10 protein-coding genes are annotated in these 13,490 nt (G+C 68.4%); 7 read left to right on the forward strand and 3 right to left on the reverse strand.

Annotated features, from left to right (window positions below; all coding sequences use genetic code 11):
* The first annotated feature begins 149 nt into the window (after window positions 1-149).
* Window positions 150-590 (forward strand): peptidase inhibitor family I36 protein, encoded by a 441-nt coding sequence (locus CLM62_RS37115; protein WP_179382396.1) that lies wholly within the window; start codon window positions 150-152, stop codon window positions 588-590.
* Window positions 591-742: 152 nt separating this feature from the next.
* A complete protein-coding gene (locus tag CLM62_RS37120; protein WP_095754294.1) occupies window positions 743-1,543 on the forward strand; it encodes a hypothetical protein in 801 nt (266 codons plus the stop codon).
* Window positions 1,544-1,804: 261 nt separating this feature from the next.
* Here CLM62_RS37120 and CLM62_RS37125 read toward each other — a convergent pair whose 3' ends face one another.
* The gene (locus CLM62_RS37125; RefSeq protein ID WP_095754295.1) at window positions 1,805-2,503 is read right to left on the reverse strand and encodes a restriction endonuclease; all 699 of its coding nucleotides are present in this window, start codon (window positions 2,501-2,503) and stop codon (window positions 1,805-1,807) included.
* A gap of 256 nt (window positions 2,504-2,759) precedes the next feature.
* Here CLM62_RS37125 and CLM62_RS37135 point away from each other — a divergent pair, with 256 nt between their 5' ends.
* The 5 genes from CLM62_RS37135 (at window position 2,760) to CLM62_RS37150 (ending at window position 9,618) form a co-directional block, all read left to right on the forward strand.
* Complete coding sequence (locus tag CLM62_RS37135; protein WP_257004308.1) at window positions 2,760-5,258, forward strand: hypothetical protein; 2,499 nt, start codon at window positions 2,760-2,762, stop codon at window positions 5,256-5,258.
* 146 nt (window positions 5,259-5,404) lie between these two features.
* Entirely contained in the window at window positions 5,405-6,046 is a 642-nt protein-coding gene (locus tag CLM62_RS52270; RefSeq protein ID WP_257004309.1) for a hypothetical protein, read from the forward strand.
* The gene (locus tag CLM62_RS52275) at window positions 5,988-6,563 is read left to right on the forward strand and encodes a tyrosine-type recombinase/integrase (RefSeq protein ID WP_257004311.1); all 576 of its coding nucleotides are present in this window, start codon (window positions 5,988-5,990) and stop codon (window positions 6,561-6,563) included. The genes CLM62_RS52270 and CLM62_RS52275 overlap by 59 nt, the downstream gene beginning before the upstream one ends.
* Window positions 6,560-9,061, forward strand: a complete 2,502-nt coding sequence (locus CLM62_RS37145; protein WP_257004312.1) for a site-specific integrase — start codon at window positions 6,560-6,562, stop codon at window positions 9,059-9,061. The genes CLM62_RS52275 and CLM62_RS37145 overlap by 4 nt, the downstream gene beginning before the upstream one ends.
* Window positions 9,058-9,618 (forward strand): DUF6262 family protein, encoded by a 561-nt coding sequence (locus CLM62_RS37150; protein ID WP_179382397.1) that lies wholly within the window; start codon window positions 9,058-9,060, stop codon window positions 9,616-9,618. The genes CLM62_RS37145 and CLM62_RS37150 overlap by 4 nt, the downstream gene beginning before the upstream one ends.
* Window positions 9,619-9,677: 59 nt before the next feature.
* Here the strand turns inward: CLM62_RS37150 and CLM62_RS37155 are convergent, their stop codons facing one another.
* Both CLM62_RS37155 and CLM62_RS37160 read right to left on the reverse strand, forming a co-directional pair.
* On the reverse strand, window positions 9,678-12,311 hold the full coding sequence (locus CLM62_RS37155) for a DEAD/DEAH box helicase (RefSeq protein ID WP_095754296.1): 2,634 nt from the start codon (window positions 12,309-12,311) through the stop codon (window positions 9,678-9,680).
* A gap of 78 nt (window positions 12,312-12,389) precedes the next feature.
* The gene (locus CLM62_RS37160) at window positions 12,390-13,070 is read right to left on the reverse strand and encodes a hypothetical protein (RefSeq protein WP_257004314.1); all 681 of its coding nucleotides are present in this window, start codon (window positions 13,068-13,070) and stop codon (window positions 12,390-12,392) included.
* Between the last annotated feature and the right edge of the window lie 420 nt (window positions 13,071-13,490).

Raw genomic sequence — 13,490 nt, forward strand, 5'->3', positions numbered from 1 at the left:
GTCAAGTGGAGGAGCCACGCACACGACAGTGCGTTCCACGCCAACAACTGTGCGCTCGAGGACAACGACGGCCACGCGTGAGGCGGACAACCTATGTCCCGTCCACCGCGGACGAAGCCTCCGCATCAGCTGTACGGAAGGGAACCCCCGTGAGACGGAAACTCGCTGCCCTATTGGGAGCTGCCGCACTGCTGGCGTCCGCCCCCGTCGCCTCCGCCGCCACTCCCAGCGCCGCGTCCGGCGAGGTCGGAATCAACGCTCTGGGCGACTGTCCCTCGACCTACGCCTGCTTCTGGGTGCACAGCGGCTACCGCGGCACCATGGGCAAGGTCGCCGGGAACAACACCAACTTCATGAACCTGAGCAACAGCTCCGGATGTACCGCGTACCCGGGAACGTGGAACGACTGCGTCAGCTCGATCGCCAACCGCGGTACGCAGTGCACCGTCTACTTCTTCACCAACGCCGGCTACGGCGGCCGGTGGCACAGCCTCAGCAGGGGCGACGAGGTCGCCGACTTCGCTACCGGCTACAACGACCCGGCGTTCAACGACGCCATCAGCTCGAACCGGTGGTGCAGTTTGCCATGAAGCATCTGGCGCGAAGCCTGTGCCTCGCGCTGGTGGTCGCCGCCGGGGCAGCTGGTTGCGCACCGTCGCAGTCAGCCGCCCCGGCGGTCACACCACTGCCCAGACCCTCCGGCCTGCCGGAGAACGGGCAGCTCAGCGCATCCGCGGTCGATATGGCCACCCGATCGGGCACCTGGCCCAAGACCGAGCGAGTCATCCAGTCGGCGCTCAACCAACTGACCCGCCAGTGCATGGAGGAGCGCGGGTTCTCCTACCCGGCCGGTTCCGCCGAGCCACCGCCCGACCCGGCGGACGACGCGGCGGTCGTGGAACTGGCGCGCCGGAAGGAGATCGGGTACGGCATCGCGTCGGACCCCGCCAACGCGAACAAGCCGTCCTCGGCCGTCGACCGGTACTACTCGACGCTGCCACCCAAGGACCAACGCCGCTTCGATCTGGCCCTCTTCGGTCCCGACAACCGCAAGGCAACCGTGGAGGTTCCGGGCAGAGGACGCTTCCGCGTTCCCCAGGAGGGCTGCGAGGCCGACAGCAGACGCCGTCTGGCGGGAGACGCCACTCTGTGGGTCCGCATCGCCTACACGCCCGAGGCCGTCGACATCCAGTTGTCCGACCGCTCCCTGACCGCACCGGCCTACCGCTCGGCCCTGAAGCGGTGGCGCACCTGCATGTCCGCCCGAGGCCACGCGCACGCCGGCCCGGAGGCCGCATACCGTTCTCTGCAGGACGAGTTTCGCAGGACCGGTGGCACTCCCGCCTTCCGCAAACGGGAAACGGCGGTCGCCGTAGCCGACGGCGAATGCGCCCTGCGGACCCGGCTGCCCTCCACCGCACTGCAGGCGCGCCGGGACCTCACGGCCTCAGTGGGCGAGGACGTCCGCAGATCCCTGAACGAACTGGCGGCCTACCGTATGGCCGTCGTCAAACGCGCAGAGGACATGGGCACCGCCGGTTGAGGCCGAGTCAGGTGCGGCTTGGTGCCGGTCCCGGCTCGGAGAGATGTGCTGCCGCAGCGCGACATCAGGCCGTGCTGAGCGGCGCAGTCGAACGCAACCGCCCCGCCACCGTGGGGCCACCGAGGTGTGATGACCCAGGAGTCAGGCGCTGTCGTCTGCGCGGGGTGCGAGAAGGGTGACGACGTCGGCGTCCGAATCGGCAGTCAGCCGCTTGGCTTCGTAGGTGAGAGTGGGTTCTGGTTCATCGGCCTCCTGCTCAGATCAGGGGAGTTGGCCGTCGGGAGGCGGGACTGCCCGCAGGAGCTCCCATAGTGGGCGTGAGCCCGATGCCCATACCGCCAGCGTCTGGCGGTCCACCACATGGAGCCGCTGCTGGTTGGCGAAGGCGACGGCCGGTGCGGTCACGCGCCCGTTCGTCACGATGACGGCGACGTCCGCTCCGTGGACCTGCCTGGCGGTGCCGTTGAGGACCTGCAGATCCGGCGTGCCCACCGCTGAACCGCGGGCGCCGTTGCGGCGGTGTTTGCACTGGATCACCCAATGCCGCCCGAACGGGTCGGTTGCCTTCACGTCGCCCAGGTCGCCGCGGCCGCCGACGCGCTGAGCGTCCTGGCAGCCGTCCCGGTGCATCAGGTCCCGTACCGCGTCCTCGAACCGGGCGTGGTGCAGGGCGTCCAGCTGCGGCAGCCCGTAGCGCGGGGCTTGCGTGCGAACGGCCTCCCACCGGGCCTGCTGCTGCCGGTTGTGGAACCAGCCGATGCCCGCCAGCACGGCGAGCACCCCGGCGATGACGAGCAGCCACCAGTGCGCCAGCAGCCAGTTGACCACCCCTACGACCAGGCTGAACATCACGACCGCGCCGACCGCCAGGCCGGTCAGCTGCGCCTGTGCCTGCTGCTGCCGCTTGTTCCGTCGGCCAGGGCGCCGCCGTGTCGGCGGCGTCGAGCGTCGCCGCGTCACCGGGCACCGTCCTCGCGCACCCACGGAATCGGGTACGACACCGTGGGCTGCGGTCGCGGCGCCTTCATGGCCGGCGCATCGAACGTGATCGGATACTGCACCGTCGACTGCGGCCGCGGGCTGCTCCCGCCCCCCGAGGCCACGCCACCGTTGCCGAGCACGACGGCCGCTAACGCGACCCCGGCTAAGATCCCCATCTCCCGGCGCGCGCCTGGAGCCCACCGAAAATAGCTGCGTACCGGCGTGTCAGACGCCTGTGGCGGGCAAGGTACGAGGTCTGCTCGCCCTGCCGCAGTGGTTCGACGCCGCCGACCACGATCAGAGGTGGGAACGCTGGCTGGGCACGCTGCAGAGTGCGGATGCTGCGTTCCCTGAACTGCTGGCCGTCGCGCGCCACCGACCCGAGCGTGTTGCGGAGCTGGTGCGACCGTATGTGGGCACCACGCCACAGTGGGGACAGCGGCTTCTGCGGCTGATTGAGTGGGCGCTCACGCCCGACCTTATCGACCTCGCCGTCGACCTGGTCGAGAGCGGACATGCGGACGAGGCGCGTGGACCCATCGCGGTGAACAGTGACTTCTGGTCACTCCTCTACGGCTTGGCCGAGACCGCTCCCGCTCCCGCTGCGCGTCTTGTAGGTGCCTATCTGCGGCGTCACCTTGTCCGAGCGCGCGCCGATGGCTCCGATGACCCCTTCGAATCCGGGCACTTGTCAACGCATTCGCAGGTTGCCGACACGGTCCTCTCCCGCATCGCGGAGGCCGAGCCGGAAGCCTACGTGAGCCAGGTCCTGCCCTTTGTCATCGACGTGGCTACGGCAGGCTGCACGGGGCGCACCGACGCCTACGCCCCCAGCGGCCGTTGGGCTCACCGCCTTGTGGGCGGCCACGGCGTCGACGCTGCACTGCTGACCGCCCTCGACACAGCACTGCGCTCCCTGGCTGCCAACTCCCCGGCTGCCGCTGCGGACGCCTTGCGGCAACTGACTCCCTCACCGGTTCAAGAGCTGCGCTTCCTCGCTTGCCGTGTCTACGCCGTCATGAATCAGGCAGACGAGGCGATCGCCTGGCTCCTGAACGATGAACACAACCTGCGCCTGGGCTGGCTGGGCAGCGCGCGCTGGGCCTCGCGTGAACTCATCGAGGCAACCACGCCTCACTGCAGTGACGAGACGTTGGAACGTCTGACCGCGATGCTGCTCGACTTCTACCCGGCGTGGGAGCGCCGACGGCAGAAGGGGCAGCACAGCGCCTGGGGCTGGAGCCAGTACGAGCTGCTGTCGGCAATCTGCCCCTCGCGCCGTAGTGACGCGGGATGCCGCCGACTCGCCGAATGGGAACGCAAGTTCCCTGGCCAGGTCCCGTCGCCACCGACACCAATCCAGACTGGGTTCGTCGGCTCGCCGATCAGTGACGATGCGGCCCGGCACATGACCAATGAACAGTGGCACCGAGCCCTGAACAAGTACGCCAAGCCCCAGGCCGAGCGGTTCTGGCCGCCTCAGGGGGGCGTTCACGAACTCGCTCAGACCCTGGGCAGCCGCGCGGAGCAGGAACCCGAGCGCTTTACCGACTTCGCCTTCACGCTTGGCCTGGACGCACCAGCCGCCTACCTGTGCGCGATCGTGGGAGCGGTCACGCCTCATCTGGACGCCGACCGTTGGGAGCAGTTGGCTCTCCACACCCACCAGATCCTCGGCCCCGCCGCCGCGCCCACGATCTGCCGCGCCCTGCAGTCGGCGCCGCAGAACTTCACTGCTGCTTCGCTGCCAGCCCTCGACAGCTACACCACGGATCCCCACCCCGAGCAGGACATCCGCGACGCCGATGAAGAGGGAACCCGAACGGATCTGCTGACCGCCGGCATGAACGCCACCCGCGGCCAGGCAGCGCTCACCGTTGCCGCCCTGCTCTTCCACGGCAGTGAGCACCTGCACGCCTTGACGCCCTTGGTCACCCGCCTCGCCAACGACCCTGTGCTCGCTGTCCGAGTCTGTGCCGCCCAGGCCGTGCTGGCCCTGATGAAGCATGACCCTCAGATTGCGCTGGACACCACTGAGCAACTCCTGAACCACCAGGACGCCAACGTCTACAACGCCTCCACCACCCAACGGCTGCTCATCAACACACTGGTCCGTGAATCCTCACGTTTCGCTGCCCACCTCGCCCGGGCCCTCCAAGGGCCGGGCGATACGGCCGAACTCGCCGGCCAGTCCTGGGCTGTTGCCACCATCCAGGGATGCCTCACCCCAGACCTCCCGAACAGCACGCACGAACTCAACGCCCTCGCCCGTCGTGGGGCGGCAACAGTCTTCGCCAACAACATCGACCACTACCCGCACCTTGTCCCGCTGTTCAATGACGACGACACCGACGTGCGAAAGAACGCCTCCCAGGGCATGCGGCAGGTATTCGACCTGCTTCCTGCGCAAGCCGACGAACTCGTCAGTGCTTTCCTCGACAGCGACGCGTTCCCGGACCACCTCGAACATCTGGCCTTCGCTCTCTACGACCACACCGGCCCCCTTCCCGCCGTGGCTATTGATGCCTGCGAGCGCATCGTCCAGCACGCGGGCAAAGACCTCGGCGACCTGAGAACCCACCGAGCAGCGGACGGCCACTACCTGGTCTCGGCGGTCCTCCGCCTCTACCGCCAAAGCCCGCGGCCCCAACGGATCCGATGCCTGGACATCATCGACAGGCTGTCGCAAGCAGGCGCCTACGGGTTGAACGCGGCTTTGGAGAATGAGCGCTGAACCGACGAATCCCTGTCTCTGGCCTTGCCGAGAATTATCTCGGGGAGGGCCAGGGGTGAGGGATGTTTGTTCTGGCTCTCACCTGGGGGGATGGTGTTAGCCGGAGTGCGGTACTCCGTTCTGCGGGCGGTGGTTGTGTTTTTCACGTGGATGCCGACTTTGTGGCGGAGCGTCCTGTTTCTCCGGTGACCGGTGTGGTGCGATGGGTGGTGGTGGACGCCGGCTCGTTCGACCTGCACACCGAGGCGGTGGCGTTCCTGGCGTCGTTGAGGGCGCGGGGGTGTTCGCCGAACACCGAGCGTGCCTATGCGGGGCGGGTCGCTTTGTACTTGAGCTACTGCAGGATGCGGCGGCTGGACTGGCGGACTCCCGGCTTCCTGGATCTGGCCAGACTGCAGCAGTGGCTGATCGAGACCCCTGTCCAGCACCGGGCCGGCCAGGCGCGGCCGGATCCGGCCCGCTACCGGTCGCGGGGGACGGCGAACGCGATCATGACGGTGGTGGGGGAGTTCCTGCGGTTCGGCGCCGTGCACAGCTGGGTGTCGGCCGATACGACGGCGATGCTGTCCCAGCCGAAGTTGCTGCGCTTCACCCCACCCGGCTTCGATACCGGCGAATCAGGCCAGCGGCGCCAGGTGGAGGCGGCCGCGTTCCGCTTCAAGGTCACCGAGCCGGGCTATGAGGACCTCGGCGATGAGCAGATCCGCCGGATGATCGCTGCGGCGCCGAGTGGCCCGGGACCGTTTCCTGATCGCGTTGCTGGCGTGTACGGGGCTGCGGATCGGTGAGGCGCTGGGCCTGCACCGAGGCGACATGCATCTGTTGGCCTCCTCCCGCGTGGTGGGCTGCGGCGTGGAGGGTCCGCACGTGCATGTCCTCCACCGTATGGACAACCCCAACCGCGCCCTGGCGAAGTCCCGGCATCACCGCTTCGTGCCGGTCACCGCCGATCTGGTCGCGCTGTATACCGACTACCAGTACGAACGCGACGATGTCGCCGAGGCGGCGGAGTCGGAGATGGTGTTCGTGAATCTGTTCCGTGCGCCGCTGGGCCGGGCGATGTCGTACCCGAACGCCAAGGGGATGTTCGATCGGCTGGCGCGCACCGCCGATCATGCGTGCCGTCCGCACATGCTGCGTCACTCGGCGGCGACCCGCTGGCTGCGTGACGGCGTCGACCGCGATGTGGTGCAGCGGCTCCTGGGCCACACATCTCCATTGTCGATGGAGCGCTACCGGCACGTCGACGACGCCGAGGCACGGGCAGCGGTCGAACGCGTCGGCTCCTTGAAGGAGCGCCCATGAGTGTCCCGTCCGCTCTCTCACGGCTGCCCGCACCGCACACCGACAGCGCGCGGGACCTGGACGGCGGGGGATGGGCTGTGTGGCTGCGAGGTCATCTCGATCCCGCCTGGCGGACGAGTGAATGGCGGCAGGACTGCTGGCTGTTCACCGGCAGCGTCCACGAGCCGCGCAGCTCGGTTGCGCTGTGTCGTACGGAGGCGTGCGACACCGTGGTCTCGCCAGCCAACATCTTCTGCCCTTTCTGCAAGGAGGAGCAGAAACGGTCGCCGCTGCCCGACGCGGAGTTCGCGCGGGCCTTCGTGCCGGTGCGTAACCGGGTTGCCTTCGGCGGTGTTCCGGAGCCGTGCAGTTTCACGAAGGACGGGCAGCGCTGTGTCCGGCCCCGCCACTGCAAAGAACTGTGCGCCACCCACTACACGAAGTGGAAAACCCACACCACCCGCAACGCCGCCGGCCGGTGGGAGGACACCGCCGTCCCCTACACGGATGTTCCTGTCTGCCCGGCTCCCGCCTGCCCGCTGCCGGGCCTGTACGGCCGGGGCCTTTGCCGGCATCACGCGCAGCGTTTCCGTGAGCGCCGACGCACTCACCCGGATGCGGCCGTGGCGCCGTGGGCGGCGCAGCAGCCCCCGTATCTTGCCCCGCATCAGTTCAGTCTCCTGCCGCTGCCCGAACCGCTGCGCTGGGAGGTCCTCTACGGTCTGCAGCAGGTGGACCCGTGGCTGCGGATCTTCGAACCTCCGCAGGTCCGCCGCATGGTGCGGGACCTGGCTGAGACCGGCACGCTCATCGGCGACATCACGGACCAGCAGATGTGCCCTCGCTCCACTGTCGCGGTCCTGCGGATGCTCGGCCGCGTGCGTACGGCGGTCCGGGCGGGTCACGCGGAGTACACCGGCACCGCGCCGGCACAGGGCGACGTCCTGGACCTGCGTGCGCTGGGCCAGCGCTCCCGCACCCCGGCCGGTATCCGGCAGCCCAAGACCGTCGACCTGCGCACCATCCGGCAGCCGTGGCTGCGCGGCCTGCTGCGCACCTGGACCGTCCAGCAGCGCCCGGGAGCGGACGAGTTCGCCCGCACGCTGCGCGGCGTCGAACTCGCCTCCCGGGCTCTCGCGCAGCGCCCGGGAAACGACGACCCCGCAGGCTTGCGCTACGACGACGTCACCGCCGTGGTCGACGCGATCCGCACCGCACTGAAACGGGACGGCGAACCGGCCGGCTGGAACTACCGCATGTCCATCGCCAGCCACTTCTTCGCCCTGATCGACTACGGCCGACGCTCCGGCACCGCCGACACCCTCTCGGCCGCCTTCGTCCGTGACCCCGCCCTCCACCGCATCCCTGAGCAGGAGGCCAACGAGGACGAGATCGGCAAGGCGATCCCCGAACCGGTGATCCGCCAGCTCGACGCCCACCTCCACCTCCTCGGCCTGGGGCGGGCCCGCGGCCAGCGCACTCTCGCCCCCGAAGACCTGCAGCTGATGTACCGCACGCTGTACATCCTGCTCAGAGACACCGGGCGGCGGCCCCTGGAAGTCCTTTCCCTGCCCCGTGACTGCCTGGAGACCCGCAACGACCAGATTTCCCTGGTCTGGAACAACCACAAGGGCCGCCGCCACCGCAGGCGCCTGCCCATCACCACGTCCACCGCTCAGGCCATCCGTACCTGGCATGAACGCCGAGAGCAGCTCCACACCAGCCTTCCACCCACCGGCGCCGATTACCTCTTCCCTGCCCTCACGCACCTCGCCACCCGCCCCTACCTGCACACCAGCTACCTCGGCGAGACCCAGCGCGGCTGGGTCGACTCCATTCCCCACCTGCACGGCGAAGGCACCGATACCCAGGGCAACCCGCTGCCTTTCGACCGCTCCCTCATCTACGCCTACGCCTTCCGCCACTCCTACGCACAACGCCAAGCCGACGCCGGAACCCCTCTCGACGTCCTGCGCGAACTGATGGACCACAAGTCCGTCAGCACCACCCAGCGCTACTACACCGTCTCCCTGAAACGAAAACGCGACGCCGTCACCAAGCTCGCCGCCCACGTCGTCGACAACCACGGCCGCCCCAGCCCCAGCTCCGACACCGCCTACGAACTGCGCTCCGTCGCCGTCCCCTACGGCGGATGCACCGAACCCAGCAACGTCAAAGCCGCAGGCGGCTCGTGCCCCATCCGCTTCCAGTGCGCCGGCTGCGGGTTCTACCGCCCCGACCCCTCCTACCTCCCGGCGATCGAACAGCACATCAACGAACTGCGCGCCGACCGTGAAACAGCCCAGGCCATGGACGCCGCCGAATTCGTCATCACCGCCTTCACCGCCCAGATCTCCGCCTACGAGCAGGTAACCGACCGCATGCGACGCCGCCTCGCCGCCCTCCCCGCCGCAGAACGCCAGGAGATCGAGGAGGCCAGCGCAATTCTGCGCAAAGCCCGCGCCGGCACCCACACCCTCCTGCCGCTCACCGTCGTCTCCAGGACCGACCCGGCATGAACCCCCGCGGCAACCCGCACACCCTCGCCCAGGCCCGCCGCCGCGCCAGCCTCGACAAACGCCAGAGAGCCCTGACCGCACTCACCACCCTGGAACAACAGGGCAAGAAGATCACCCACGCCGCGGTCGCCCGCACCGCCGGCGTCTCCACATGGCTCACCTACACCGAAGGCATCCGCGAGCACATCGAAGCCGCACAACAACGCCAGCACCCCACCACCCCCTCGCCCGACCGCACCTGCAGCCCCACCGCCACGCTGCGCACAGAACTCGAGCTCGCCAGGCAGGAGATCCGGACCCTGAGGGAAGACAGAGACCGGATAGGGCAGGCCATCCAGCACCAGCTGGGACAGCAACTCGACGCTCTCGATACCAGGCACCTGACCGCACGCGTCGACGAACTCACCCGGACTAACCAACGACTCGAGGACAGCCTCCAGCAGACAACCGACGACAACCACCAACTCCACGCCCGCGTGAGAAGCCTGGAAACAGATCTGGCGGCAGCACGCACGAGCCTCCGACGGATGATCCGAGAGGAGAACACAGACCGCTGAGGGCGCGTTCAGGCGCCCCGCAGGACACGCCACGCTTCAGCGACCCCACAGACCCCCTGCTAGGCCCACTCGACTCCGAGTTCGGCGAGGGCGGCGCGTTGGTCGTGGGTGAGCCTGTCGCGTCTTGATTTGGTGTTGGAGATCCATACGCCGAGCTTGTGCTGGTGTTCCTGGCCGTCGATGACCACGCGTTCGACGTGTCCCCTCGGCACTGCCTTGTGAACGCCCTCGCGCTGGATGTACTGGGTGAGGGCCGCCAGACCGCGTTGGAAGGCTGATGCCTTCGCCCCGTCCTTCGCGGACGGGGTCGGTGCGGGCGGTTCGGCGGGTTTCACGCCCAGCGCTGTCAGCCGTTGCTGCTGTTCCTCGGAGAGTTCCGCCCAGTTGCGTCGTTGCCGCTGGAGCCATTTGCCGAGGTCGTCGCCTTCGTAGAGGACGCCGGGGGCGATGTCGGGCAGGACGCCGCCTGGTTCGTCGGCGGCGAGTTCGGTGAGGATGCGGTAGTAGCGTTGCCAGTCCAGTGGCCAGGGGCAGTTCCAGTCCGGGTCGATCTGGGCGAGCTGTGCGGCGCGGGCTGCGGCGCGCTGCGGGTTCTTGCCGAGGCCGTCCTTGCGGCGGAGGTTGGCCATGTGTTCCCCGACCGGGACCAGCTCGCTGTCGGCGTCGCCCCATACGGCGTCGCGTCTGGGGGCGAGGTGGCCGTGGGCGCGGTGGAAGGAGCGGAGTGCGGCGAGTTTGTTCTCCCAGGCTTCGTCGCCGGGCTCCCACACCATCCCGGCTTCGTCGAGCAGCATCTTGCGGTGGGGATCGAGTTCGCCCACACGGTACACGCGCCGCTGTTGGTGGACCCACCGCCCCAGCGGGAACGCCTTGGTGACGCCGGCCTCGGTCTCGGTGTCGTACGGCACTGGGTACAGGCCGGTGATGTGGTTGTCCTTCCGCCAGCGCAGCAGGGCTTGGTAGCCCTCCAGCCACACCAACGACTCGGGCCGGTACACCCGGGTGCGCAAGAACGCCGCGATCGTCGCCGCGTCCCTCGAGGTGGAGAAGTGCAGCAGCGCTGACTCGACTGCGCCCTCGCTCTTGTGCTGCCCGCCGTCGCCTTCGGTGGTGGTGCCGATGATCCGCCCGTCCTCGTCCCGCTTCACGTGCACGTGCCGCCGCCCGCTGGTCAGCGCCCGGCTGGCGAGCTGTTCGACGAGGCGTTCCGAGTGTGAGCGCAGGCCTTGGAGGACCGCTACCAGGGGTGCGAACGAGGCGGAGGCGACCATGTCGGTCGGGTTCTCACCGGACTGCAGGAAGACGGGCACGATGATCCTGGCCACCTTGGTCGTGCCGTCGGGGTTCGGGCGCAGGGCCCGGCCGATGTTCTGCACGATCTCCACCTGGGAGCCGCGGGTGTCGGCGAAACACACCGCCTCCACGCCCCGCTCACCGACGATGTCGACGCCTTCGCCGAGCACCCGGACGGAGGCGAGGAAAGCGCGGTGTACGCGGCGGCCCGCGGCGTCGATGCCGCCTGCGAACTGCCGTAGGGCTTCGCGCCGCTCAGCGACGAGGTGGTCGCCGCACAGCCATGCCGACCACACCCTCTCCGGCGGTACGTGGCGGCCGGCCTCCAGCTGGTAGAACTCCGCGTCGATCGACGACTTCGGCAGGGAATCCGCGCTGGCCAGAGCTTCGTCGGAGACCTTGGCCGCGTACAGCTCGGCGGCCGTCTGCGGCATCTTCTCTGCGAACGCCATCGCCTCCTCCACCCGTTGGTGGAAGGTCATGACCGTGCGCAGGTTCCGCGCGGCGGCGTGCTCCAGGAGCGCGGTCTGCAGCAGCGCCAGCCGCCGGCCCCGCTGCGCCTCCTCTGATACTTCCTGGACGGGGGAGGGGTCGTGGATCTCCAGCACGTCGATCTCGAACCCGGCGAGGATGCCGCGTTCGATCGCCTCGGACAGTTCGAGCTCGTAGATCCACTCGCCGTACGGGCCGTCCGGGTCGGACGCCATGGTGGCGATCTGCAGCTCCTGGCCGTCCTTGCCTCTCCGCGGCCGGGGGGAGGCGAGGATGCGTGGGGTGGCGGTCAGGTAGAGCCGGAAGTCCGCCGGGATGCGGGTGTTGTCGTGGATCGCCGCCCACGGCCGCCCAAGATCACCGGTGGTTGAGTGGGCTTCGTCGACGACGGCGAGGTCGAACGGGGCCATCGTCTGTCCGTACAGCCGCTCTCCGCCCGCCAGAGCCGCCTCCAGCGGCCCGCGAACGCGTCCCTGACCCAGCGGGTCCTCCGGATCGTCGCGGTCCACGAGGGAGGCGTACGTGGCGAACACGACCACCGGCCCATGCCCCGCCCACAGCGCCAACTGGATCGCGTTCGTGGTGGTCCGTACGCCCAGCTGCTCCAGGACGTCGTCCTTCTCCAGCGAGCACACCCCGACCATCGGCCCGTTGTGACCGACCCTCCGCCACGCCTGAACGGTCTGCACGAGCAGATCGAGGGTGGGGACCATGACGAGGATCCGCCCGCCACGGAAACACTCCAGCGCAGCCCACGCAGCAGTGATCGTCTTGCCGGACCCCGTGGCGGACACCACCGTGGCGCGCGCCCCTTCCGCGGGCACAGAGGACCTTGCAGGGAATCCGACCCACTTACGGATACGCGCGGTCGCATCCACCTGGTGCTCTCTGAGCACGATTCTCTGCATTCCAAACTGTCCTGTCATCAGTTCCTCTTGCCGAAAGCGGCGTTGCAACCCGATGTCTCATCGATGGCAGGTGAGCTTTTAAGCGCCGAGCCCTTTGAGACCCCATTCATCGAGCCCGGAGTAGACCGTTGCCGTTCGGCACTGCGGTGCCAGCATGCACTCAGCTTCCCCGCGGTAGACGGCCACAAGAGAGTCAGCTCCTCGCCACCACGTGTCTGCACGTCCGGCAACCTCCAAGACCGGTTCCAAGCCGTCGAGTTGCAGCGCCTCCACGGCTTCACCGGTCACCGTGGTGATAGTGCGGGCGCACCGGCGGGCATGATCTGCGAGGGCCACCGACTCCACCCACCCCGCGATGCTCCCATGCAGAGGCACCCAAGTGCCGGCATGGATACCGAACTCCCCCTCGGGACCAAGCATGAAAGCGTAGGGAAGCGCGGTGCGCTGCAGCCCGGCCCCGAACCACCAGCCCTCCGCCTCCGCCCCCTCAGGGACGTCCGCACTCAGCGAACTGGGACCGCCGTCGTAGTGCGGAGACGGAGGGAGAGCTATCCCGCCCCAGATTTCCTGATACGCCACAGCACGGTCAATCTCTGCTGCCGGGATTCCATGCTCCAGCCACCGGACCCGGTGCTGCTCCACACCAGGATCAGGAATCCGGTAACCGTGGATTCGGACGAAATATTGAGCCCTGCGCGTAAGCCCATCAGGAATCTTTTCCCTGATCGTCACTCGATCCACCTCATCGAATCTGATCACCCTGTCGAGCTCACATAGCCTTGAGGGTGTGACTGATTTTTCCCAACTCTACATGCTGCATCAAACGGAGGCACGTACTACGCTGAAATTCGACACGAACGAGCAGCCCCCTCCTCGCAGCCAGCCAGGCCCGCGTCAGCGGGCCTGAAGGGACTGGAGGCGCAGCCGGAAGGACCGTTGAGGGCGGGGGAGCACAGCGGACCCGCCCGGCTGGCCTGGAGCGTCAGCGGAGGGCCGGATCCAGGACGAAGTCCTGCTGCTCCCGGGAGCGCAGCGGACGGAGCGTCAACCTGACTGCGTAGCAGTCAGGTTGAGCGGGACGCGCAGCGTCCCGCCAGCGCTCCCGCGGAGCGGGAGCGCAACAACCGCGCGCAGCGCGGTTGTTCGCTTGCACATCGCGCAGCGATGTGGTACCCGCTC

Source organism: Streptomyces sp. SA15, assembly GCF_002291145.1.
Classification (GTDB): Bacteria; Actinomycetota; Actinomycetes; order Streptomycetales; family Streptomycetaceae; genus Streptomyces.